The organism is Vogesella oryzagri, assembly GCF_040148885.1.
Lineage (GTDB): Bacteria > Pseudomonadota > Gammaproteobacteria > Burkholderiales > Chromobacteriaceae > Vogesella > Vogesella oryzagri.
On record NZ_JBEFLD010000003.1, the window covers coordinates 318,201 to 341,263 of the forward strand.

General features: G+C 62.3%; 17 protein-coding genes. 12 read left to right on the forward strand and 5 right to left on the reverse strand.

Annotation, left to right across the window (positions count from 1 at the left end):
- Positions 1 to 57: 57 nt before the first annotated feature.
- The gene (locus ABNW52_RS06755) at positions 58 to 867 is read left to right on the forward strand and encodes a MetQ/NlpA family ABC transporter substrate-binding protein (protein ID WP_349585689.1); all 810 of its coding nucleotides are present in this window, start codon (positions 58 to 60) and stop codon (positions 865 to 867) included.
- 221 nt (positions 868 to 1,088) lie between these two features.
- On the opposite strand, the gene ABNW52_RS06760 is transcribed toward ABNW52_RS06755, so the two are convergent.
- Positions 1,089 to 2,762 carry a long-chain-fatty-acid--CoA ligase gene (locus ABNW52_RS06760; RefSeq protein ID WP_349585691.1) on the reverse strand — a complete coding sequence of 558 codons (1,674 nt, stop codon included), beginning with the start codon at positions 2,760 to 2,762 and terminating at the stop codon, positions 1,089 to 1,091.
- A 274-nt stretch (positions 2,763 to 3,036) separates the two neighbouring features.
- Between ABNW52_RS06760 and rimP the strand changes: the two genes are divergently transcribed.
- From rimP to pnp, 7 genes are all read left to right on the forward strand, one after another.
- Positions 3,037 to 3,462: a ribosome maturation factor RimP gene (gene rimP, locus ABNW52_RS06765; protein WP_349585693.1), complete on the forward strand. Its 426-nt coding sequence runs from the start codon at positions 3,037 to 3,039 to the stop codon at positions 3,460 to 3,462.
- Positions 3,463 to 3,512: 50 nt separating this feature from the next.
- A complete protein-coding gene (nusA, locus tag ABNW52_RS06770; protein ID WP_349585694.1) occupies positions 3,513 to 4,988 on the forward strand; it encodes a transcription termination factor NusA in 1,476 nt (491 codons plus the stop codon).
- 43 nt (positions 4,989 to 5,031) lie between these two features.
- Entirely contained in the window at positions 5,032 to 7,920 is a 2,889-nt protein-coding gene (infB, locus tag ABNW52_RS06775; RefSeq protein WP_349585696.1) for a translation initiation factor IF-2, read from the forward strand.
- 76 nt (positions 7,921 to 7,996) lie between these two features.
- The gene (rbfA, locus tag ABNW52_RS06780; protein ID WP_349585698.1) at positions 7,997 to 8,425 is read left to right on the forward strand and encodes a 30S ribosome-binding factor RbfA; all 429 of its coding nucleotides are present in this window, start codon (positions 7,997 to 7,999) and stop codon (positions 8,423 to 8,425) included.
- Positions 8,422 to 9,342, forward strand: coding sequence for a tRNA pseudouridine(55) synthase TruB (truB, locus tag ABNW52_RS06785; RefSeq protein ID WP_349585700.1), 921 nt, complete (start codon positions 8,422 to 8,424; stop codon positions 9,340 to 9,342). The genes rbfA and truB overlap by 4 nt, the downstream gene beginning before the upstream one ends.
- 103 nt (positions 9,343 to 9,445) lie before the next feature.
- Positions 9,446 to 9,715 carry a 30S ribosomal protein S15 gene (gene rpsO / locus ABNW52_RS06790; RefSeq protein ID WP_349585702.1) on the forward strand — a complete coding sequence of 90 codons (270 nt, stop codon included), beginning with the start codon at positions 9,446 to 9,448 and terminating at the stop codon, positions 9,713 to 9,715.
- Between the two features lie 168 nt (positions 9,716 to 9,883).
- Positions 9,884 to 12,031, forward strand: coding sequence for a polyribonucleotide nucleotidyltransferase (pnp, locus tag ABNW52_RS06795; protein ID WP_349585704.1), 2,148 nt, complete (start codon positions 9,884 to 9,886; stop codon positions 12,029 to 12,031).
- 244 nt (positions 12,032 to 12,275) lie between these two features.
- Here pnp and ABNW52_RS06800 read toward each other — a convergent pair whose 3' ends face one another.
- Positions 12,276 to 13,916 (reverse strand): acyl-CoA synthetase, encoded by a 1,641-nt coding sequence (locus ABNW52_RS06800; protein WP_349585706.1) that lies wholly within the window; start codon positions 13,914 to 13,916, stop codon positions 12,276 to 12,278.
- Positions 13,917 to 14,269: 353 nt separating this feature from the next.
- Between ABNW52_RS06800 and ABNW52_RS06805 the strand changes: the two genes are divergently transcribed.
- Both ABNW52_RS06805 and ABNW52_RS06810 read left to right on the forward strand, forming a co-directional pair.
- Positions 14,270 to 16,306 carry a PAS-domain containing protein gene (locus tag ABNW52_RS06805; RefSeq protein ID WP_349585708.1) on the forward strand — a complete coding sequence of 679 codons (2,037 nt, stop codon included), beginning with the start codon at positions 14,270 to 14,272 and terminating at the stop codon, positions 16,304 to 16,306.
- Positions 16,288 to 17,025, forward strand: coding sequence for a response regulator transcription factor (locus tag ABNW52_RS06810; RefSeq protein ID WP_349585709.1), 738 nt, complete (start codon positions 16,288 to 16,290; stop codon positions 17,023 to 17,025). Before ABNW52_RS06805 ends, ABNW52_RS06810 begins: the two co-directional genes overlap by 19 nt.
- A 211-nt stretch (positions 17,026 to 17,236) precedes the next feature.
- Here ABNW52_RS06810 and ABNW52_RS06815 read toward each other — a convergent pair whose 3' ends face one another.
- The 3 genes from ABNW52_RS06815 to ABNW52_RS06825 form a co-directional block, all read right to left on the reverse strand.
- Entirely contained in the window at positions 17,237 to 18,286 is a 1,050-nt protein-coding gene (locus tag ABNW52_RS06815; RefSeq protein ID WP_349585711.1) for an oxidoreductase, read from the reverse strand.
- 190 nt (positions 18,287 to 18,476) lie between these two features.
- Positions 18,477 to 19,460: a response regulator transcription factor gene (locus ABNW52_RS06820; protein ID WP_349585713.1), complete on the reverse strand. Its 984-nt coding sequence runs from the start codon at positions 19,458 to 19,460 to the stop codon at positions 18,477 to 18,479.
- A 108-nt stretch (positions 19,461 to 19,568) separates the two neighbouring features.
- Positions 19,569 to 20,759, reverse strand: a complete 1,191-nt coding sequence (locus ABNW52_RS06825) for an NnrS family protein (RefSeq protein WP_349585715.1) — start codon at positions 20,757 to 20,759, stop codon at positions 19,569 to 19,571.
- A gap of 102 nt (positions 20,760 to 20,861) precedes the next feature.
- Here ABNW52_RS06825 and ABNW52_RS06830 point away from each other — a divergent pair, with 102 nt between their 5' ends.
- Together ABNW52_RS06830 and ABNW52_RS06835 are read left to right on the forward strand one after the other, a co-directional pair.
- Positions 20,862 to 21,542, forward strand: coding sequence for a Crp/Fnr family transcriptional regulator (locus ABNW52_RS06830; RefSeq protein ID WP_349585717.1), 681 nt, complete (start codon positions 20,862 to 20,864; stop codon positions 21,540 to 21,542).
- Positions 21,543 to 21,728: 186 nt separating this feature from the next.
- Entirely contained in the window at positions 21,729 to 22,949 is a 1,221-nt protein-coding gene (locus tag ABNW52_RS06835) for an aspartate aminotransferase family protein (RefSeq protein ID WP_349585719.1), read from the forward strand.
- Positions 22,950 to 23,063 lie beyond the last annotated feature (114 nt).

Consider the following 23,063-nt stretch of genomic DNA (forward strand, 5'->3'; position numbering starts at 1 on the left):
ACCGGGGCGGGTAGATGCGCCCCATTACAAAGAGATCACTCTCACAAGGAGCTAATAATGCGTCGTTTTGTTCTGAAATCGCTGGCGGTTGCCGCCCTGGGTCTGACTGTTGCGGCCAACGTGCAGGCGGCCGATCCGGCCAAGAAAGAAATCGTCATCGGCACCACCGTGGGCGACTTTGGCGACATGGTGAAGCAGTCCATCAAGCCGATCCTGGAAAAGCAGGGCTACAGCGTGAAGCTGGTGGAGTTCACCGACTACGTGCGCCCGAACCTGGCGCTGCAGGAAGGCTCGCTGGACGTGAACGTGTTCCAGCACAAGCCGTACCTGGACAACTTTGCCAAAGAGCACAAGCTGAGCCTGAAGGAAGTGTTCCAGGTGCCGACCGCACCGCTGGGCATCTACCCGGGCAAGCTGAAGGCGCTGAAAGACCTGAAGCCGGGCAGCACCGTATCGGCCCCGAACGATCCGTCCAACTTCGCCCGCGCGCTGGTGATGTTCAACGATCTGGGCTGGATCAAGCTGAAGAAGGGCATCAACCCGCTGACCGCGTCCGAGCGTGACATCGACGTGAACGTGAAGCAGGTCAAGATCGTGCCGCTGGAGGCCGCACAACTGCCGCGTTCGCGCAATGACGTGGACTTTGCGGTGATCAACGGCAACTACGCCACCAGCTCCGGCATCAAGCTGACCGAAGCCGTGTTCCAGGAAAAGAGCTACGCCTACGTGAACTGGGGCGCGATGCGCGCTGGCGATGTGGCCAAGCCGTGGGCCAAGGACGTGATCGCCGCCTACAACTCCAAGGACTTCCGTGCCTGGGCAACCCAGAAGTACGCTGGCTACAAGCTGCCGGCAGCCTGGAAGTAATCAGCTGCAGAGGCATGGCGGGTGCTGGCGTGTGCGTTGCGTACTACAGGGTGCCATCGCCCGGCCGTGCTGGCCGCATGCGGCCAACCTTTTCCTTGAAACACTCCTGGCATTCAAGGCTTCTCCGCGGACTTCGGTCCGCTTTTTTTTGCCCGCCTGCCGGTGATGGACGGCAATAAAAAAGCCCGCAATCGCGGGCTTTTTTGTAGCGCACGGGAGGCTCAGGCTTTGACTTCTGCGTCGCGCAGCGCGCGGCGCAGAATCTTGCCGACGTTGGTCTTCGGCAGCTCGTCGCGGAATTCGACGAACTTCGGCACCTTGTAACCGGTGAGGTTCTCGCGGCAGTGGTGGATGATGTCCTGCTCGGTGAGGCTCTTGTCCTTGCGCACCACGAACACTTTCACCACCTCGCCCGACCTGTCGTCCGGAATGCCGATGCAGGCCACTTCCAGTACGCCCGGATGCAGCGCCACCACGTCTTCGATCTCGTTTGGATACACGTTGAAGCCGGATACCAGAATCATGTCCTTCTTGCGATCCACCAGCTTCACAAAGCCTTCCGGCGTCAGCATCGCCATGTCGCCGGTGGCGAGGAAGCCCTGGCTATCGATGACCTTGGCGGTTTCGTCCGGGCGCATCCAGTAGCCTTTCATTACCTGCGGGCCACGGATGCACAGCTCGCCGGATTCGCCAATACCCAGCGGCTGGCCGGTGCTGTCGCGAATCTCGATGTCGGTAGACGGAATCGGCAGACCGATGGTGCCGTTGTATTCCTTCATGTCCAGTGGGTTGATGCAGGCGGCCGGGCTGGTTTCGGTCAGGCCATAGGCCTCGATCAGCGGGGTGCCGGTAATCTGCTTCCACTTTTCTGCCACCGCCTTTTGTACCGCCATGCCGCCACCCAGCGCCAGGCGCCAGCTGGAGAAATCCACGGTCTTGAAGTCGGGGTTGTTGAGCAGGGCGTTGAACAGGGTGTTGACGCCGGTAATGGCGGTGACCTTGTATTTTTTCAGCTCCTTGACGAAGCCCGGAATGTCGCGCGGATTGGTGATCAGCACGCTTAGCGCGCCTACCTCGGTGAATACCATCAGGTTGGCGGTCAGGCAGAAGATGTGATACAGCGGCAGCGCGGTGACAATCACTTCCTGGCCCTCGCGTACCGCGTGCTTGATCCACTCACCAGCCTGCAGCATGTTGGCCACGATGTTCTTATGCGTCAGCATCGCCCCCTTGGATACGCCGGTGGTGCCACCGGTGTACTGCAGGAAGGCAATGTCGTCGTGGCCGAGCTTGACTGGGGAGTAGGGCTTGGCCGCACCCAGCTTCAGGGTGTCGTTAAAGCGGGCATGGCCGGCGATGCGCCATGGCGGCACCATCTTCTTGACCTTGCGTACCACGAAGTTGACGATCAGGCCCTTGGGGAAGCCGAGCATGTCGCCGATACTGGCGACAATCACGTTCTTCACCGGGCAGCGCGGCAGCACCTGCTCCAGCACGCTGGCGAAGTTTTCCAGGATCAGGATGGTGTCGACGCCGGCGTCTTTCAGTTGGTGTTCCAGCTCGCGCGGTGTGTACAGCGGGTTGACGTTCACCACGGTGCAGCCGGCGCGCAGGATGCCGAATACGGCAATTGGGTACTGCAGCAGGTTGGGCATCATGATGGCGACGCGCGCGCCTTTGGCCAGCTTCAGCTCGTGTTGCAGATAAGAGGCAAACTGGGCGGACAGGGTGTCCAGCTCGCCGTAGCTGAGTACCTTGTCCATGCACGCCAACGCCGGGCGGTCGCGGAACTTGGTCGCACTGCGTTCGAATACTTCGGTGACCGACTGGAACTCGTTGATGTCGATCTCGTGGGCAATGCCAGGCTGGTAATTTTTGAGCCAGATCTTTTCCATGGCGTTTGGCTTCTCCGTCGTGTTGGATTTGTCGCCGCCCTCTCTGTTATGGCGAACTGCGTGCGGAGGGCAGTCAGGCTTACTATAGGTAATTCTTGTAAAACGCCCGTTTGTTTGGCGCGCGACAACTCTACCCGATGTCGCTGCCGGTGCAAAGCTGGCCCCATCCGCCGGGCCGGGGGCTTGGTTTTCTTTTGCCGCAGAATGGTTTATAATCGCGGCATTTTAGGGATGGGCGGGTTTCGCCCATTTTTTATTTCTGGAATTGATGCCCATGGATGTACGTTTGCTGCTCGAGAACACGCTGCCCGGTATGGGCTATGAGCTTGTTGATTTTGAATTGACCCCTGGGGGTGGCTTTCGCGTGTTCATGGACAAGCCGGGCGGCATTACCGTTGAAGACTGCGTGGCGGTGAGTAATCACCTGACGCGCTTGTTCATGGTCGAAAACGTCGATTACGACCGCCTTGAAGTGTCCTCGCCCGGTCTGGACCGCCCGCTGAAAAAGGAAGCGGACTACGTTCGCTTCACCGGTAGTCTGGCCAAGATCCGTACCCGTCTGCCCATCGACAACCAAAAGCGTTTCATGGGCCGGATCGTCGGCATCGCCGAAGGGGTGGTGTCACTGGAAGTGGACGGTCGTACTGTTGCCATTCCCCTGTCGAATATCGACAAGGCCCGGCTGGAGCCGGAGTTCTGATCGTCAGGACGTTGGCCGCATAAAAAAGAATACGAAATTCGGAGGATTGAATGAGTCGCGAGATTTTGTTGTTGGTTGATGCGCTGGCGAGCGAGAAGAATGTCGGCCGTGAGGTGGTGTTCTCTGCGCTGGAACTGGCGCTGGCTTCGGCTACCAAGAAAAAATTCAACGATGAGGAAATCGACGTTCGCGTAGAGATCGACCGTCACAATGGCCAGTACCAGAGTTTCCGTCGCTGGACCGTGGTGGATGCCGAGGCGCTGGAGTTTGAAGACCGCGAGTTGAGCCTGGAAGAGGCTCGCGAGCGTGATCCGCGTGCCGAGCTGGGCGGTGTGATCGAAGAGCCGATGGAAGCGGTGGAATTCGGCCGTATCGGTGCACAGGCTGCCAAGCAGGTGATCCTGCAGAAGATTCGTGATGCCGAGCGCGAGCAAGTGCTGAACGAGTTCCTGCAGCGTCGCGAAAGCCTGATCACCGGCACCATCAAGCGCATCGAACGTGGCAATGCCATCGTCGAGTGCGGCAAGCTGGAAGCGGTGCTGCCGCGTGACCAGATGATTCCGAAGGAAAACCTGCGCGTGGGCGACCGCGTCAAAGCTTGCCTGCTGCGCATCGACCGTCTGGGTCGTGGTCCGCAGCTGATCCTGTCGCGCACCTCGCGTGACTTCCTGGTGAAGTTGTTCGAACAGGAAGTGCCGGAAATCGAAGACGGCATGCTGGACATCAAGGAAGCCGCCCGCGACCCGGGTATGCGCGCCAAGATGGCCGTCAAGTCCAACGATCCGCGTCTGGACCCGCAAGGCACTTGCATCGGCGTACGCGGTTCCCGCGTGCAGTCGGTAACCCAGGAGCTGGCCGGCGAGCGTATCGATATCGTGTTGTGGGCACCGGATCCGGCGCAGTTCGTGATCAACGCACTGTCTCCGGCCGAAGTGAATCGCATCATGGTGGACGAAGATACCCACACCATGGATGTGGTAGTGGAAGAAGACCAGCTGGCCCTGGCCATCGGCCGTGGTGGCCAGAACGTGAAGCTTGCTGCCGAGCTGACCGGCTGGAACCTCAACATTCTGACCGTCACCGAGGCGGAAGAGAAGCATCTGGAAGAAGACGCCAAGCTGCGCGACCACTTCATGCAGCACCTGGGTGTGGATGAAGACATCGCCGCCGCGCTGGTGCAGGAAGGTTTCGCTACGCTGGAAGAAGTGGCATATGTGCCGATTTCTGAAATGCTGGAGATCGACGGTTTTGACGAAGCTCTGGTGAATGAGCTGCGTAGTCGTGCGCGTGACGCCATCCTGACCCTGGCCATTGCCTCGGAAGAAAAGGTCGAGGATGTATCCGAAGACCTGAAGAGCATGGAAGGTCTGGATAGTGAGCTTGTGCGCAAACTGGCCGAAAACGGCGTGACCACCCGTGACGACCTGGCGGACCTCGCCGTAGATGATTTGGTCGACATGACCGGCATGGAAGCCGATGCGGCCCGCGCCTTGATCATGAAAGCGCGCGAACACTGGTTTAACTGACCAGCCGCATATGGACGATTGCTAGAAGGAATTAGGAATACGCATGGTTTTGACGAATGTAAAACAGTTTGCGAGTGAGCTGAGCTTGTCCCCGGAACGGTTGCTGGAGCAATTGAGTAATGCCGGTGTGAGCAAGCGCAGTCTGGAAGACGCACTCACCGAGCAGGACAAAAAACAGCTGCTGGACTACTTGAAGTCCTCTCATGGTGCGCGTGACGAAGGTAAGATCACCCTGACTCGCAAGCAGACCAGCGAAATCCATACTGCTGCCGGTAGCACCGTTAAGGTGGAGACCCGCAAGAAGCGTGTATTCGTGCGTCCGGAAGACGAGGTGCAGAAGCCGGCCGTTGCGGTAGCCGCGGCGGAGCCGGTAGCTCCGGCTGTTGTCGCCGCCGCAGTGGTGGAAGCCAAGCCGGAACCGGTTGTTGTGGCCGAGCCTGTCAAGGTGGAAGCGCCGCAGCCGGCAGAAACCAAGCCGGTTGCCGCCAAGGTGGAAAAGCCGGTAGAAGCCAAGGCAGAGGAAGCCAAGGTTGAAGTGAAGGCTGCGGCTGTCGAGGCACCGGTTGCTCCGGTAAAACAGCCGACACTGAGCCGTCCGGCCTCCATCCTGTCGGATGCGGAAATGGCATCCCGTGCTGCAGAAGAGGCCCGTCAGGCCGAGTTCCGCGCACGTCAGCAGGCACTGCTGCGTGAAAAGCAGGAGCGTGAAGCACGCCGTCTGGCCGCGCGCCAGGAAGCTGCCGCACCGAAACCGGTTGCAGCGCCGGCACCGGCCAAAACTGAAGATTTGCCGCGTTCGGCCAAGCCAACTCAGCCGCGCATGCAGCCGGCCGAAGGCGCTGCGCAGCCGCGCGAGCAGGGAGCCCGTGACGGCGCGCGCGATGGCAACCGTTCTGCCCGTCCGGGTGCCCCGTCCGTCCGTCCGGCGGCAGGTGCCGGTGCCCGTCCGGCGCCGGGGGCGGCTCCCGCTCCCGCTGCTGCTCCGGCAGGCGATAACAAGCGTGGTGGTGCTGGCAAGAAAGGCCCGGGGGGCCGTGACAGCTGGAACGACGGCAAGAAGGGCAAGGGTCTGAAAACCCGTGGCGGCGATGCCAGCAACGACTGGAAATCGCGCAAGGGTGGCAAGCATAAGGGCGGCAACAATCAGCACGCCTTCCAGACGCCGACCGAGCCGATCGTGCATGAAGTACTGGTGCCGGAAACCATTACCGTGGGCGATCTGGCCCACAAGATGGCAGTGAAGGCCGCCGAAGTCATCAAGACCCTGATGAAGATGGGCATGATGGTGACCATCAACCAGGTGCTGGACCAGGAAACTGCGTTGATCGTGGTGGAAGAAATGGGCCACGTCGGCAAGGCCGCGCAGGCGGACGATCCGGAAGCCTACCTGGATGTTGGTGGCGAAGTGACTGCGGCCGAAGCGCTGCCGCGTCCGCCGGTGGTGACCGTGATGGGTCACGTTGACCATGGTAAGACCTCGCTGCTGGACTACATCCGTCGCGCCAAGGTTGCTGCAGGCGAAGCCGGCGGCATTACCCAGCACATCGGTGCCTACCACGTGGAAACTCCACGCGGCATGATCACCTTCCTGGATACCCCGGGTCACGAAGCGTTTACCGCCATGCGTGCCCGTGGTGCCAAGGCCACCGACATTGTGGTGCTGGTGGTGGCTGCCGACGACGGCGTGATGCCGCAGACCATCGAAGCGGTGCACCATGCAAAAGCTGCAGGCGTGCCGATCGTGGTGGCCGTGAACAAGATCGACAAGCAGGGCTCCAATCCGGAACGTATCCGTCAGGAATTGGTTGCCCATGAAGTGGTGCCGGAAGACTGGGGTGGCGATACCCAGTTCATCGAAGTGTCGGCCAAAATGGGTCTGAACATCGATGCACTGCTGGAAGCGATCCTGCTGCAGGCCGAAGTGCTGGAGCTGACTGCTCCGGTAACGGCCCCGGCCAAGGGCATTATCGTGGAGGCGCGTCTGGACAAGGGTCGTGGTCCGGTGGCAACGCTGCTGGTACAAAGCGGTACCCTGAAGAAGGGCGACATCGTGCTGGCTGGCACCGCCTTCGGTCGCGTGCGTGCCATGATCGACGAGAACGGCAAGCCGATCGACGAAGCCGGTCCGGCGATCCCGGTGGAAATCCTGGGTCTGTCCGACGTGCCGTCTGCAGGTGAAGATGCCATGGTGCTGGCCGACGAGAAAAAGGCGCGCGAAATCGCCCTGTTCCGTGCTGGCAAGTTCCGTGACGTACGCCTAGCCAAACAGCAGGCTGCCAAGCTGGAAAATATGTTTGCCCAGATGTCCGAGGGCGAGGTGCAGAGCCTCTCCATCATCATCAAGGCCGACGTGCAGGGTTCCTACGAAGCGCTGGCTGGCAGCTTGCAAAAGCTGTCCACCGACGAAGTACGTGTCAACATTCTGCACTCCGGTGTTGGCGGTATTACCGAGTCCGACATCAACCTGGCGATTGCTTCCAAGGCGATCGTGGTGGGCTTCAACGTGCGCGCCGATGCGGCCGCTCGCAAGCTGGCCGAGGGCGAGGCCGTCGAGATCCGCTACTACAACATCATCTACGACGTGGTGGATGACGTGAAGGCGGCGATGTCTGGCATGCTGGCTCCGGAGAAGAAGGAACAAATCCTGGGTACCGTGGAGATTCGTCAGGTGATCACCGTATCCAAGGTGGGCAATATTGCGGGTTGTATGGTGACCGACGGTATGGTGAAGCGCAGTGCTTCCGTACGTCTGATCCGCAACAACGTTGTGGTGCACACCGGCGAACTGGACTCGCTGAAGCGCTTCAAGGACGACGTGAAGGAAGTGAAGCAGGGTTACGAGTGTGGCCTGATGCTGAAGAACTTCAACGACATCCACGAAGGCGATCAGCTGGAAGTGTTCGAAATCGTAGAAGTGGCTCGCACGCTGTAAGCGGTGACCATGCAGGCGAGCGTGTCCGGTGTGTCCGGGCGCGCTCGCCTTTGTTATTTGATACAGGAAACCAGACATGGCAAAGGCCAAAAAAGGCTTTTCTCGCGCCGATCGCATCTCCGAGCAGATTCAGCGTGAGCTGGCCGAGCTGATCCGCAAGGGTCTGAAGGATCCGCGCGTGGGTTGGGTCACCATTACGGCGGTAGAAGTCACGCGTGACTATTCGCACGCCAAGGTGTTCTACACGGTGATGGACGACAGCAAGCGCGAAATCACCCAGGAGGCGCTGGAAAGCGCTGCAGGCTACCTGCGTAATGGTATCGGCCGGGTGCTGCAGATTTTCACCACGCCGCAGCTGCATTTCGTTTACGACGACTCCATTGCCCGTGGCGTCTACATGAGCCGCCTGATCGATGACGTGGTGGGCAATACCGCCAAGCCGGAGGTCGATACCACCGATGCTGACGATGGCGCCGATCAGGGTGAGGACGCAGATAAGGCATGAGCGCGCCGCGTCGCATCAAGTTGAATATCAATGGCGTGTTGTTGCTGGACAAGCCATATGGCATCAGTTCCAACGGTGCGCTGCAGAAGGCGCGCTGGCTGTATAGTGCCGCCAAGGCTGGTCACACTGGCGTGCTGGACCCACTGGCAACCGGTTTGCTGCCGGTATGTTTCGGCGAAGCCACCAAGTTCTCGTCCTACCTGCTGGATGCTGACAAGGGTTATCGCGCCACTGTACGGTTCGGCGCGGTGACCACGACCGGCGATATCGAGGGTGAGGTGGTGCTGACACGCCCGGTGGCGTTCGATCGCGCGGCGTTGGAGCAGGCCATCGTCGCCCATACCGGCCCGATTAGCCAGGTGCCGCCGATGTATTCGGCGCTCAAGCATCAGGGCAAGGCGCTGTACGAATATGCGCGCGAGGGTATTGAGATCGCACGCGAGCCGCGCGATGTCACCATTCACCGTATCGAGCTGGTGTCCTTCGACGGTGACAGCGCGGTGATCGATGTGCTGTGCAGCAAGGGCACGTATATTCGTACCCTGGCGCAGGACATCGGTGAAATGCTGGGCTGTGGTGCGCACCTGACCGGTCTGCGTCGCACCACCACCGGCGGTTTCCGTCTGGACGATGCGCTTACGTTGGAAGCCATCGAGGTCTTGCCGACAACTGAGCGCGGTGCGTTACTGCTACCGGTGGACGTGCTGGTTGGGCATTTCCCGGCTGCCACGTTGGCCGCAAGCGAAGCCGTGCGTTTTTGTCACGGCCAGGCGGTGCATGCACTGGAAAAATGTGAGACAATGCTGCGCTTTCGTGTATACCACGCGGATACGCAGGAATTCCTCGGGTTGGCCGATGCGACGCCGCAAGGCCTGCTGCAGCCGGTCCGGGTAATGGCAGCGCAAGCTGCAAACTAGCGAAGTGTGGATGGGTTGGCGTTGGTAACGACGCAGGCTCGCTGCACTTGTCGGGTGCCGTTCCGTGAATGGTGACCCTCAACCGATATTGGAGTATTTCCACATGGCAATGACCGCCGAACAAAAAGCCCTGATCGTTCAAGACTTCCAGCGTAAGGAAGGCGATACCGGCTCTTCCGAAGTTCAGGTTGCGCTGCTGACTGCCCGCATCAACGACCTCACTCCGCACTTCAAAGCCAATACCAAAGATCACCACAGCCGTCGTGGTCTGCTGAAGCTGGTGAGCCGTCGTCGTCGTCTGCTTGACTACCTCAAGCGTACCGATGCTGACAGCTACCGCGCCCTGATTACTCGTCTGGGTCTGCGCAAGTAATCGGTTAGAATACGGAAAAGTCGCAGCTAGTCTGCGACTTTTCCGTTTCTGCTTCTACACGTTCTTTATTGTCACAACGGGGGGAGCCTCTACGAGCTGGCATTGGCCACAGTGACCGCTGCGTAGGGGTTCCCGTTGTAATCCAAATGTTCTGTACGAAGGACCTCCATGTTTAACAAGATCACCAAATCGTTCCAGTACGGTCGTCATACCGTTACCCTGGAAACCGGCGAAGTTGCCCGTCAGGCTTCCGGCGCCGTACTCGTTTCCGTAGAAGACACCGTGGTACTGGTGTCGGTTGTTGGCTCCAAGAATGTAAAGCCGGGCCAGGACTTCTTCCCGCTGACCGTGGACTACCTGGAGCGTACCTACGCTGCCGGCAAGATCCCGGGCGGCTTCTTCAAACGTGAAGGCAAGCAGTCCGAGAAAGAAATCCTGACCTGCCGCCTGATCGATCGTCCGATCCGTCCGCTGTTCCCGGAAGGCTTCTACCACGACGTACAGATCGTGGCCACCGTGATGTCGCTGAACCCGGAAGTGGATTCCGACATCCCGGCCATGATCGGCGCCTCCGCGGCACTGGCCATCTCCGGCCTGCCGTTCAACGGCCCGATCGGCGCTGCCCGCGTCGGTTACGCCAATGGCGAATTCATCCTGAACCCGACCAAGACTGAGCTGGAAACTTCGGAAATGGATCTGGTGGTAGCCGGTACCGAACGTGCCGTGCTGATGGTGGAATCGGAAGCCAAGGAGCTGTCCGAAGCCGTGATGCTGGGCGCCGTGGTATACGGTCACGACCAGATGCAGGCTGCCATCAACGCCATCAACGAGTTCGCCGACGAAGTGAACCCGGTAATGTGGGACTGGGCTGCTCCGGCCAAGAACGAAGAGCTGATCGCCAAGATTCGCGACATCTCCGGTGAAGCTATCGCTAACGCCTTCCGCATTCGTCAGAAGGGTGCCCGCTCCGAGGCACTGGGTGCCGCTTGGACCCTGGTGAAGGAAGCGCTGATCACTGAAGACACCGACACCCTGCTCGCCAACGAGATCAAGGGTATCTTCAAGTCGCTGGAAGCTGAGATCGTTCGCGGCCAGATCCTGAACGGCGAGCCGCGCATCGACGGTCGCGACACCCGCACCGTACGTCCGATCGCCATCCGCACCGGCGTACTGCCGCGTGTACACGGCTCCGCGCTGTTCACCCGTGGCGAAACTCAGGCCATCGTGACCGCCACCCTGGGCACCAAGCGTGACGAGCAGATCATCGACGCGCTGGCCGGCGAATACACCGACCGCTTCATGCTGCACTACAACTTTCCGCCGTACTCCACCGGTGAAGCTGGCCGCATGGGCCCGCCGAAGCGTCGTGAAATCGGTCACGGTCGTCTGGCCAAGCGTGCGCTGGCACAAGTGCTGCCGTCGGAAACCGAGTTCGGCTACACCATGCGCGTGGTTTCCGAAATCACCGAATCCAACGGCTCCTCGTCGATGGCTTCCGTGTGCGGTGGCTGCCTGTCGCTGCTGTCCGCCGGTGTGCCGCTGAAAGCACACGTGGCCGGTATCGCCATGGGCCTGATCCTGGAAGCCAACCGCTTCGCTGTGCTGACCGATATCCTGGGTGACGAAGATCACCTGGGCGACATGGACTTCAAGGTGGCCGGTACTGCCGCAGGCGTGACCGCGCTGCAGATGGACATCAAGATCCAGGGCATCACCAAGGACATCATGCAGATCGCGCTGGAGCAGGCCAAGGAAGGCCGCCTGCACATCCTCGGTCACATGAAGGAAGCCATCGAAGGCCCGCAGGAGCTGTCCAGCCACGCGCCGCGCCTGTACGTGATGAAGATCAACCCGGAGAAAATCCGCGAAGTGATCGGCAAGGGTGGCGAAACCATCCGTGGCATCACCAAGGACACCGGCTGCGAGATCAATATCGAGGAAGATGGCACCATCACCATCGCTTCGGTTTCCACCGAAAGCGCGGAAGCAGCGAAGAAGCGCATCGAAGAGATCACTGCCGAAGTAGAAGTGGGCAAGGTGTACGAAGGTCCGGTCGTGAAGATTCTGGACAACAACGTCGGCGCCATCGTGTCCATCATGCCGGGTAAAGACGGTCTGGTGCATATCTCCCAGATTGCCCACGAACGCATCAAGAACGTGAGCGACTACCTGCAGGAAGGCCAGATCGTCAAAGTGAAGGCCATCGAGATGGATGATCGCGGTCGTGTGCGTCTGTCCATCAAGGCGCTGCTGGACAACCCGGCTGCCGCTCCGGCCGCTGCCCAGGGTGAATCCTCCTTCGGTCTGAAGAACTAAGTTGTCGCCGGCGTAAGCCGGTAGCCACTGCCAACGCCCGCAGCGAACGCTGCGGGCGTTTTGTTTTATGCCGTTGCGGCCAACGTTGGCCACAAAAAAACGCCCCGCCGAAGCGGGGCAGAGCGGGGAATGATGTGACAGCCAGGCCGGCGTCACAGATTGCTGCCCCGTCACCGCCGGGTCATCGCCAACACCCCTGTTGAGATGCGACGACTCTGGTGGCCGCGGAGCAAACTCGGGCTTGCTACTCGATGGCAGACGCGGCGTTGGTCTGCTGGCGCAGCAGGAATTTCTGGATTTTGCCGGTGGATGTCTTGGGGATGGGGCCGAAGATGATGCGCTTGGGCACCTTGAAGCGCGCCAGGTGGGCGCGGCAGTGCTCGATCACCGCCGCTTCGTCGCCGGCAATGCCGTCTTTCAGTTCTAGGAAGGCGCATGGCACCTCGCCCCATTTCGGGTCCGGCAGCGCCACCACCGCGGCGGTAATCACGCCGGGGAAGCGGCACAGCACGTCTTCCACTTCCAGCGAGGAAATATTCTCGCCGCCGGAAATGATGATGTCCTTGGAGCGATCCTTGATCTTCACGTAGCCGTCGGGCTGGATCACCGCCAGGTCGCCAGTGTGGAACCAGCCGCCGGCCAGCGATTCCTGCGTGGCCACCGGGTTCTTCAGGTAGCCCTTCATCACCAGGTTGCCGCGGAACATGATCTCGCCCATGGTCTCGCCGTCATGCGGCACCTCGGTCATGCTGGCCGGGTCCATCACCGTCATGCCCTGCTGCATGGTGTAGCGCACGCCCTGGCGGCCGTTGCGCTCGGTGCGGCCGCCAATATCCATGTCTGCCCATTCATCCTGCTTGGCGCATACCGCCGCCGGGCCGTAGGTCTCGGTCAGGCCGTAGACGTGGGTGATGTTGAAGCCCAGCTTTTCCATGCCCTCGATCACTGCCGACGGCGGCGCGGCGCCGGCCACCAGGCAGTTCACCTGGTGCTCGATGCCCTGTTTGCAGTCGTCCGGCGCGTTGATCAGCATGTTGTGCACGATGGGCGCGCCGCAGTAGTGGCTTACCTGGTGCTGTTTGATCAGCTCGAAAATCAGCCGCGGGTCGACGCGGCGCAGGCAGACATTGCTGCCAGCGTTGGCCGCCATGGTCCACGGGAAGCACCAGCCATTGCAGTGGAACATCGGCAGCGTCCACAGATAGGTGGCGTGGCGCGGCATGCCCCACTCCAGGATGTTGCACACCGCGTTCAGGTAGGCGCCGCGGTGGTGGTAGACCACGCCCTTGGGGTTGCCGGTGGTGCCGGAGGTGTAGTTCAGCGCGATGGCGTCCCATTCGTCGGCCGGCAGCTGCCACTGGTAGCCTTCGTCGCCGCCGGCGATGAAGGCTTCGTATTCGATATCGCCAAGCCGCTCGCCGGGGCCCTGGTATTCCGGGTCGTCCACGTCGATCACCAGCGGCGGATGTTCCAGCAGCGCCAGTGCCGGCTTGATGGTGAAGGAGAATTCGCGGTCGGTGATCAGTACCTTGGCCTCGCCGTGGCGCAGCATGAAGGCCACTGCCTCCGGGTCCAGCCGGGTGTTCAGGGTGTTGAGCACGGCGCCGCTCATCGGCACGCCAAAGTGGCAGTCGAACATCGCCGGGATGTTGGGCAGCATCACCGCCACGGTATCGCCGCGCACGATGCCGGCCTTGTTGAGCGCCGATGCCAGCCGGCAGCTGCGCGCGTAGGCCTCGGCCCAGTTGTAACGGATGGCGCCGTGGATCACCGCCGGGCGCGTCGGATACACGTTGGCCGCACGCTCGATGAAGCTCAGCGGCGACAGTGCCACATGGTTGGCCGCGGTTTGCGGCAGGTCTTGCTGGTATGCCTGCAGGGACATGCTGTGCTTCTCCTCTGGTCTGGGCATCTCGAAAAACTCCCGCTTTCGTCGCGATACGGCGTTGCTCACGAAAAATTTCTCCTTGCATATCAAACATATGCGGCGTCGAAATTTTTCGCTCGCGCCTTGCCTCGCTTAAAAAGCCGGATTTTTCGAGGCGCCCGTCTGTCGCCGTGCTGTGCCTTGTCGGTCGGCCGGTCGCTGTGTTGTGCTTTCTGTTATGGCATTGATGATTGCCGGCCAACCTTGCACAACTATGTGGCAAATGTAACGAATGATTGCAGTGCCCCATCGCAGGGCAGGCTTGGCCTAGAATCGAAGCTTTCGAATTGTTACCGGGGGCCCTGTCCGCCATGTCCCAAGCCATTGTTGCCGATGCCGACCCGGCGCAGCGTGGAGCCATGCTGCTGGCCGGGCTGGACCTGCTGGATCAGGGGGTGACGGTGTTCGATGCCGACCTCAAGCTGCTGGCCTGCAACCAGCGTTTCCTGCAGCTGCTGGACTTTCCGCCCGATCTGGGCCAGGTGGGCACGCCGTTCGAGGCATTCATTCGTTATAACGCAGAGCGTGGCGAGTATGGCCCCGGCGACCCGGCGCAGCTGGTGGCGGACAGGGTGGCGCTGGCGCAGCGTTTCGAGGCACACGACACCGAGCGCATGCGCCCGGATGGCTCGGTGCTGCGGGTGCGCGGCGAGCCGCTGCCGGGGGGCGGCTTCATCTCGCTGTACACCGACAAGACCGAGCAGCAGGCCTATGAACGCCTGTTGCAGCAGCAGAAGCAGGACCTGGAGTGGCATGTGCGCGAGCGTACCGCCGAGCTGGAGGCCGCCAACCGCCAGCTGCGCGAGGCCGATGCGGCCAACGCCCAGATCACCGCCGCGCTGCGCCGCAGCGAGGAACGCCTGCGGCTGATCACCGACACCATCCCGGCGCTGATCGCCTATTTCGACAAGGATCACATCTACCGCTACGCCAACCGTGGCTATGCAGACTGGTTCGGCCGCCGCAACGAGCACATCGTTGGCCGCCACATCGAGGCGGCGCTGGGCAGCAAGTTCTACGCCGCGGTGGTGAGTTATGTCGACGAGGCGCTGTCCGGCAAGCAGGTCACCTACGAATACTCGATGGACAAGGACGACGGCAGCACCATCTTTGCGCGCAGCACGCTGGTGCCGGAGATCGCGCCGGATGGCCAGGTGTTGGGCTGTTTCGTGCTGTCCTTCGATATTACCGAGCAGACCCAGACCCAGGCGGCGCTGGTGCAGGCGCAGAAAATGGAGGCGGTGGGGCAGCTGTCCGGCGGCATGGCACACGATTTCAACAATATGCTCACCGTGGTGATGGGCAACCTGGCCGAGCTGCGCAGTCGCCATCAGCACGATGCCGAGGTGCTGGACTACCTGGACCCGGCGCTGCAGGCGGCCGAGCGCGGCGTGGCGCTGGTGCGCCGGCTGCTTACCTTTGCCCGCCAGCAGCCGCTGGCGCCGTGTGCGGTGGATATCGCCAGCCTGTTCCAGGACATGCTGCAGCTGATCCGCCGCTCGCTGCCGGAAAACATCGAACTGGCCACCGTGCTGCCCGCGCTGCCCTTGCATGCGCTGGCCGACCCGCACCAGCTGGAAAGCGCCATCCTCAACCTGGTGCTGAACGCGCGTGATGCCATGGGCGAGGGCGGGCAGCTGACCCTGGCCGCCAGCCGTATCACGCTGGCGGAGCGCGACAGCGAACTGCACCTGCAGCCCGGCGACTACGTGCGGCTGGAGGTGCGCGATACCGGCAGCGGCATGAGCCAGGACGTGCAGCTGCGGGTGTTCGAGCCGTTCTTCACCACCAAGCGCTTTGGCTCCGGCAGCGGGCTGGGGCTGGCGATGGTGTACGGCTTCGCCCGCCAGTCCGGTGGCGCGGTGCGGGTGGCCAGTACGCCGGGGCAGGGCACGGTGTTCAGCCTGTACCTGCCGTTGACCCTGCCGGAAGCGGCGCTGACCGGGCGGCTTAACTTCAGCGGCAAGGCCGGCGGGCGCGAGCGGCCACTGGTGCTGCTGGTGGAGGACGATCCGGACGTGCGCCGCGTGGTGCGGCTGCAGCTTACCGGCCTGGGCTTCCCGGTGCTGGAGGCGGAAAGCGGCGATGAGGCGGCGGTGATGGTGGCCAGCATCGACGATATCGGCCTGCTGCTCACCGACATCGTGATGCCTGGCCAGCTGGATGGCCGGGCGCTGGCACAGCATGCACGCCAGCTGCGCCCCAGGATGCGCATCGTGCTGATGAGCGGTTACGATGAAGCCGGCCGTGGCGCTGCGGCCAACTTTCCCAAGCTGGAAAAACCTTTCACCCCGGCCCAGTTGGCCGCTTTGCTCGACGAGGTAATGCTGTGTCCACCGCAACCCTGACCCCGGCTACCGAGGCCGACAAGCTGATTTTTCTGGTGGAAGACGACCTGGCGGTAGCGCGGCTGATCGGCAACGTGCTGCGCGACTATCACTTCCGCTGTGAGGTGTTCCACAGCGGTAGCGAGCTGCAGCGCCGCCTGCGCCAGCAAGTGCCGGACCTGGTGATTGTCGACCTGGGCCTGCCGGACATGGACGGCATGGCGCTGGTGCGCGAAGTGCGCGCGCTGCGCCGCTGCGGCGTGGTGATTCTCACCGGGCGCGGCCACGTCGGCGACCGGGTGATGGGGCTGGAAAGCGGCGCCGACGACTACATCATGAAACCGTTCGAGCCGCGCGAGCTGGTGGCAAGGGTGCGCAGCATCCTGCGCCGCTGCGACGGCGGGCAGGAGGCCCCGGCCAGCGCCGGCGGGCGGGTGGCCAGCTTTGCCGGTTGGCGCTATGAGGTGGACAGCTACACGCTGATCGCGCCGGATGGCAGCGAGAAGGCGCTGAGCGCCGGGGAAGGGCAGATGCTGCAGCGCTTCCTGGAGCGTCCCAATCGCGTGCTGCCGCGCGAGCAGCTGCTGGGGCAGGACGACATGTCACCGTACGACCGCAGCATCGACGTGCGCATCTCGCGGCTGCGACGCAAGCTGGAGGACGATTCCTACAGCCCGCGCATGATCAAGACGGTGTATGGCGCCGGCTATCTGTTCCTGTCGGCGGTGAGCTGGGAGTAGCCGGCGTTAACCCCGCGCGGCCAAACGGCGCCAGACGGATGCAGCCCCGCGCGGCGCCGTTGTTGTCTGCGGCCACCCCTCCGGCGGCTGCCGAGGCATGGTGCGGCCGGAGGGGGTGGCCGCATCGACTCGCTCCACTGCGCGGTTGAACGGTATCGCATGCTGGGGGAGCGAGCTGGCGATCCGGCCGTGTGGCGCTTGCGGTGGTGACTCAATAACCGGGGCTGACCGCCAGCTCCTGGCCGCTGCGGGCGCTGGCCACGCCCAGTTCGATCAGCCGCATCACCTCGGCCGCCTGTTCGCCGCTGACCGGGTTGGCCGCACCGTCCAGAATGGCGGCGGCCACGCCATCGTAGAACTGGCGGTAATCGCCGGCGACGGTCGGGTACATGGTGCCGTGTTCCTCACCATCCTGTTGCCAGTAATGCATGCCGTGCAGCGGGTCTTCTCCCCAGCTGCTGGCGCCGGGCAGTTCGTCGCGCTTGAGCATGGCTTCCTGCTGGTCCAGCCCGTATTTCACGTAGCTGCCGGCGGTACCATGTACCGCAAAGCGCGGCGAGCCGCCGCTGATCAGGCAGCTGCCGGACAGCCGCACGCGCAGGCGCGGGTAGCGCAGCTGTACATGAAAGTAATCGGTGGTGACGGCGCCCTGGCGCTGCGCCGCCAGGTCGGCATGAATGGCGCGCGGCGTGCCAAACAGCTGCAGCGCCTGATCCAGCAAGTGCGGGCCGAGGTCATACCACAGCCCGCCACCGGCCACGTCGGACTCGCGCCAGCGCACCTGCACTTGTGGGCGGTAGCGCTCGAAGCGCGACTCGAACAGGGTGATGTCGCCCAGCGTGCCGGTGGCCAGCAGCTGCTGCACGGTAAGGAAGTCGGCATCCCAGCGGCGGTTGTGGAACACCGCCAGCAGGCGCTGGTGGCGGCGCGACTGCACGATCAGCTGTTGCGCCTCGTCTAGCGTCACCGTGAACGGCTTGTCCACCACCACGTGCTTGCTGGCGGACAGCGCGCAATCGGCGTGGATGAAATGGCTGTCGTTGGGGCTGGCGATCACCACCAGGTCCACCTGCGGATCGGCCAGTGCCTGTAGGGTATCGCTGGCGATGTGGACGCCCGGATGTTCGGCCTGCACCTGTTCGCCCTTGCTGCTGACGATGGTGTGCAATTTCAGGCGCGGGCTGGCCTGGATCAGCGGGGCGTGGATGGTGCGTCCGGCATAGCCGTAGCCCACCAGGGCGACATTCAGCGGGGCAGACATGACAAGTCTCGCAAACAAAAGGAACCAGCTTTTACCCTAGCCCAAAGTGGCTGGCAAGGCGGGTTTTGCTGTAGTTGCGACACTACGTGAAAATGGCTGCCAACCAATGCCGGCAAGGCTTTGCGACAGATGGGTATAAATGCCGGCGGCCAGGCGATAACCGTCTGGCCGCGTCTGGGGGCGGCTGCTGTCAGCCCTGGTGCAGGGCGACCAGCTGCTGGTCGAACAGGCGGGCAAGTTGTTGCTGCTGCTGCGGATTCAGGCCGAGCGCGGCGCTGCTGGCCGGCAGTTCGCGGCGCAGGGTCAGCAGTGCCGCGTTCAGCTTGTCCAGTTGCTGCTGCAGGCCGCCGATTTCGCGTTGCAGTTCGTCCTGCGCCTGGGCGCGGCTGGCAGCCACTTCCGCCAGGATGGCCAGGTGGTCGCGCAGGCGGCCGCAGCGGATTTCATCCTCCAGTGGCATGTCGCGCACGATCAGGCAGCAGTGTGGGTAGTTGAACGAGGTGTTGCTGCCGCTGGAATAGATGTGCGACAGGGTGCGGGCATTGGCGATGATGCTGGCCTCCAGCTCGCTGGGCTGGCCATCGCTGGAGTGCAGGGTTTCGCCACGGCTGCCATATACCTGCACGCAGCCATGCAGGCCGAAGGATTCCAGCGTGCCGCAGATGGCGGCGGCGATGTCGTCATAGCTGGCCAGCCGCGCGACGTTGCGGATGAACTCAATCAGCACGCCCATTTCCGACATCGCGCTCATCGCGGTCATGGCCGCGGAGAACGCATGTTGGCCGCTTTGCTGCAGTTCGCGTTTTTCGGCATGGCTGCGCAGCGCCAGTGCCACTTTCAATAGCATTTCGCGGCCGTCTATCGGCTTGCACAGAAAGTCGTTGCCGCCGGCATCGTAGCCTTGCAGCCGGTCTTCCAGCTTGCCGTGGGCGGAGACGAACAGAATCGGCAACTCGTGGCCGGCTTCGCGCAGCTGGCGACACACCGCATAGCCGTCCATGTCCGGCATTTCCACGTCCAGCAGGATGGCATCCGGCAGTTGCTGCGCCACGCTGGTCAGCGCCGCCTGACCGTTGGCCGCAAACCGCAGGTTGTACTGGCCATCAAACAGGCTGCGATAAAGGGCGCATTGGCTCTGGCTGTCTTCCACGATCAGCAAAGTGGCCTCGGACATGGTGTTCTCCTGATGGGTTGCGGCTAGTCGGCAACTTTACTGCATCTGTTCCTCAGCGTAGATGTTATTTCAATGATCGGCTGGCGGTAGTCTATGCGCTACGGGTGATCAAGCCGTTTTGCCATCTACCCGCTGGCGCAGCAGCCACGGCGCTCCCAGTTGCAGCCAGCCCGTCAGCAGCAGGGCCAGCAGGATGCCGGCGCAAGCCAGCAACAGGTTGGCCGCACCGGTGGCGATATCGGCGGCCACCCGCAACACGGCCACACCATGCAGCAGCAGGTACAGGCGCCACAGTGCCGGCGAGGCCTGCAGCGGCCGCCCGGAGTGGCCCAGCATTACGCGGGAGGCAAAGCCCACCAGCATGGTGATGAAGAAGCCAATGGTGATGGCGTGCAGCCCAGCCAGCGGCGAAATCCAGCCCAGCCCAGCCAGCGCCTGCAGCAGGAACGCTGGTGCCAGCCAGGCAAAGGCCAGGTGCAGCATGGCCAGCAGCGGCACGCTCAGGCTGTGGCGCAACTGCCAGCGCCAGCTGGTGTAGCCGAACAGCGCGGCCAGTAGCAGGTCCAGCGGCCATTGTGGTAGCAGGGCAATGCCCAGGGCGCCGTGCAGCATGCTGCCGGCCAGCCACAGCTGCAGCAACCAGTACTGTCGCCACGGGGTGTAGGGCTTGAGTACCGTGCTGCTGAAGAACGGCAGCATGCGATGGGCCACGGCCAGGAACACCGGCAGCAGGAAGCCGTACAGTGCGATATGGCGCGTCCACCACCAGCCATTGGCAAACACCCCGGCCAGCCACAGCAGCGCGCACAGCAGACCCGCCGCCGCCAGCGCGAAGCCGGCTACCACCCAGCGGGCATGCTGCTTGTCGGTCACCGTACTGCGTCGGATCATGCCCCCCAGCGTGACGACCAGCCCACCGAATGCGGCCAACTGGGCGACCGTGCCGACCAGCAGCCAGCCCTTGCCCAGCCATAGTCCGGCGAGCCAGCACAGTACCCCGGCCAGCAACAGCAGTGGCATGGCCACGAAGGTGCGCGGGGCGGGGTTGCCGACATTCAGCCAGCGCGGCACCGCGGTATAGCAAAAGCCGCACATGAAGAATGGAAAGATGCCATATAGCATCAGCAGGCCGTGTGCCTGCGACACGGCGATGCTGGTGCTGATGCTGCCACCGGCCAGGCGCATGGCCAGCTCTGCGGCCCAGGCCAGGGTCAGCAGCGCGGCGGCGGCGATGCCGGGGACAAAGCCGGCGCGATGCGGGGCGCGGGCAATTAGCTCTAATGGTGTATGGTGGTTCATGACGGTAACTGTTATTAACAGCGGGAAATCTTAATAGGGCCAGTGTCGGTTGCCGTGACGCTGGCGAGAATGATAGTCGTCAAGAAATCAGGAGCACCCACCATGCAAGCATCCGCCATCCGTTTCCTGCAGCATCTGCCGCTGTTTGCCAGCTGCTCGCCCGAGCACCTGCAGCAGGTCGCCAATGTCACCACCGAGCATCGCTATGAAAAAGGCGCGGTGCTGTTCCAGCGTGGCGATGCTTGCGACGGCATGCACGTGCTGGTGTATGGCAAGGTGAAACTCAGCGTGTCGTCGCGCAGCGGCAGCGAAAAAGTGGTGGAGATCATCTACCCGGGGCAGAGCTTTGGCGAAGCCATCATGTTCATGGCCGGCAGCTACCCGGTGATGGCGCAGACGCTGGAAGACGCGCTGGTGCTGTTCGTGCCGGCCACGCCGCTGCTGGCATTGCTGGATAGCGACCCACAGCTGGCACGGCGCATGCTGGCCGGGCTGTCGATGCGCTTGCACGGCCTGCTGCAGGATGTGGCCAGCTACAGCCTGCAGGGGGCGGTGGCGCGGGTGGTGAGTTACCTGCTGCAGGCGCTGGGCGAGGGCGAGCACGCCGGCGCGGTGACGCTGCCGGTGAACAAGCAGGTAATGGCGTCGCGCCTGAACCTGACGCCGGAAACATTCTCGCGGGTACTGCAAAAACTGTCCGAACAGGCCCAGATTGTGGTCGAAGGACGGGAAATTCATATCCCGGATGCAAATAAGCTGCAGCAACTCATTGAAGTGGCTTGATTTTTTGTTTTTGGTTCACTCTTGTACATCTCTTGAAAAAGTGTAAGCCCATGTCGCAAAGCGGATATGGTCTGGCCGAAAGATTCGATTAGAATCGGTGCAAGCCTAAGGGACAGGCCCGCCGCACCCCACGACGGCGGGTCGCCAACACAAGAACTCAAGACGAATTGCAGGAAGGAACCATCAATGAGCAAGCAAGTCAGCCGCGAAACTTTCGACCAGGTTATGGTCCCCAACTACTCCCCGGCCGGTTTCATCCCGGTAAAGGGTGAGGGTTCCCGCGTTTGGGATCAGGATGGCCGCGAGTTTATCGACTTTGCCGGTGGTATCGCGGTGAACTCGCTGGGTCATTGCCATCCGGAACTGGTGGCCACACTGACCGAACAGGCGCACAAGCTGTGGCACCTGTCCAACGTGTTTACCAACGAGCCGGCGCTGGAACTGGCATCGCTGCTGGTGGAAAAGACCTTTGCCGAGCGCGTGTTCTTCTGCAATTCCGGCGCCGAAGCCAACGAGGCTGCCTTCAAGCTGGCGCGCAAGTACGCCGCCGATCACTTTGGCGCCGACAAGTACGAAATCATCTCCTGCAAGAATTCTTTCCACGGCCGTACCGTGTTCACCGTCAATGTTGGCGGCCAACCCAAGTACGCCGAGGGTTTCGGCCCCAACCCGGTCGGCATCACCCATATCGAATACAACAATATCGATGCGCTGAAAGCAGCGATTTCCGACAAGACCTGCGCCGTGGTGATCGAGCCGGTGCAAGGTGAGGGCGGCGTACTGCCGGCCACCAAGGAGTACCTGCAGGCTGCGCGCGAGCTGTGCGACAAGCACAACGCGCTGCTGGTGTTCGACGAAGTGCAGACCGGTGTTGGCCGTTGCGGCACCCTGTACGCCTACCAGGCGTATGGCGTGACCCCGGACATCCTGTCCTCCGCCAAGGGCCTGGGCGGTGGTATCCCGATCGGCGCCATGCTGACTACCAGCAAGGTAGCGCCGAGCCTGGCGGTAGGCACCCACGGTACCACCTACGGTGGCAATCCGCTGGCCACCGCCGTGGCCAAGAAAGTGGTGGAAATCGTTTCCCGTCCGGAAGTGCTGGCCGGCGTGAATGCCAAGCATCAGCGCTTTGTCGACGGCCTGAACGCCATCAACGCCAAGTACAACGTGTTCAAGGAAATCCGCGGCATGGGCCTGCTGATCGGCGCCGTGGTGACCGACGAGTTCGCCGGGCGTGCCCGCGACTTCCTGAAAGCCGCAGAAGCCCAGCAACTGATGGTGCTGGTGGCTGGCTTGTCCGTGGTGCGCTTTGCCCCGTCGCTGGTGGTGGACGACCAGGATATCGACGCAGGTCTGGCCCGTTTCGACGCCGCTGTTGCTGCCGTGGTGGCAGCCAGCCGTGCCTGATTCCGCTTCCGGAAGCAACTAGTCCATTACCAATCCAGGGGAACCCTGCTGTCAGCGCGGCAGCAGGGCGGGTGCTGCTGCGCCTGATTTCCGGGTCACTACGAGAGAGAGGCA

What these genes read in the sequence shown, in the direction of transcription:
- ABNW52_RS06805 (WP_349585708.1), top strand. Translation starts at nt 14,270, where the DNA reads ATGTCCCAAGCCATTGTTGCCGATGCCGACCCGGCGCAGCGTGGAGCC.
- infB (WP_349585696.1), top strand. Translation starts at nt 5,032, where the DNA reads ATGGTTTTGACGAATGTAAAACAGTTTGCGAGTGAGCTGAGCTTGTCC.
- pnp (WP_349585704.1), top strand. Translation starts at nt 9,884, where the DNA reads ATGTTTAACAAGATCACCAAATCGTTCCAGTACGGTCGTCATACCGTT.
- ABNW52_RS06815 (WP_349585711.1), bottom strand. Translation starts at nt 18,286, where the DNA reads ATGTCTGCCCCGCTGAATGTCGCCCTGGTGGGCTACGGCTATGCCGGA.
- rbfA (WP_349585698.1), top strand. Translation starts at nt 7,997, where the DNA reads ATGGCAAAGGCCAAAAAAGGCTTTTCTCGCGCCGATCGCATCTCCGAG.
- rpsO (WP_349585702.1), top strand. Translation starts at nt 9,446, where the DNA reads ATGGCAATGACCGCCGAACAAAAAGCCCTGATCGTTCAAGACTTCCAG.
- ABNW52_RS06830 (WP_349585717.1), top strand. Translation starts at nt 20,862, where the DNA reads ATGCAAGCATCCGCCATCCGTTTCCTGCAGCATCTGCCGCTGTTTGCC.
- ABNW52_RS06820 (WP_349585713.1), bottom strand. Translation starts at nt 19,460, where the DNA reads ATGTCCGAGGCCACTTTGCTGATCGTGGAAGACAGCCAGAGCCAATGC.
- rimP (WP_349585693.1), top strand. Translation starts at nt 3,037, where the DNA reads ATGGATGTACGTTTGCTGCTCGAGAACACGCTGCCCGGTATGGGCTAT.
- ABNW52_RS06835 (WP_349585719.1), top strand. Translation starts at nt 21,729, where the DNA reads ATGAGCAAGCAAGTCAGCCGCGAAACTTTCGACCAGGTTATGGTCCCC.
- ABNW52_RS06755 (WP_349585689.1), top strand. Translation starts at nt 58, where the DNA reads ATGCGTCGTTTTGTTCTGAAATCGCTGGCGGTTGCCGCCCTGGGTCTG.
- truB (WP_349585700.1), top strand. Translation starts at nt 8,422, where the DNA reads ATGAGCGCGCCGCGTCGCATCAAGTTGAATATCAATGGCGTGTTGTTG.
- ABNW52_RS06800 (WP_349585706.1), bottom strand. Translation starts at nt 13,916, where the DNA reads ATGTCCCTGCAGGCATACCAGCAAGACCTGCCGCAAACCGCGGCCAAC.
- nusA (WP_349585694.1), top strand. Translation starts at nt 3,513, where the DNA reads ATGAGTCGCGAGATTTTGTTGTTGGTTGATGCGCTGGCGAGCGAGAAG.
- ABNW52_RS06825 (WP_349585715.1), bottom strand. Translation starts at nt 20,759, where the DNA reads ATGAACCACCATACACCATTAGAGCTAATTGCCCGCGCCCCGCATCGC.
- ABNW52_RS06760 (WP_349585691.1), bottom strand. Translation starts at nt 2,762, where the DNA reads ATGGAAAAGATCTGGCTCAAAAATTACCAGCCTGGCATTGCCCACGAG.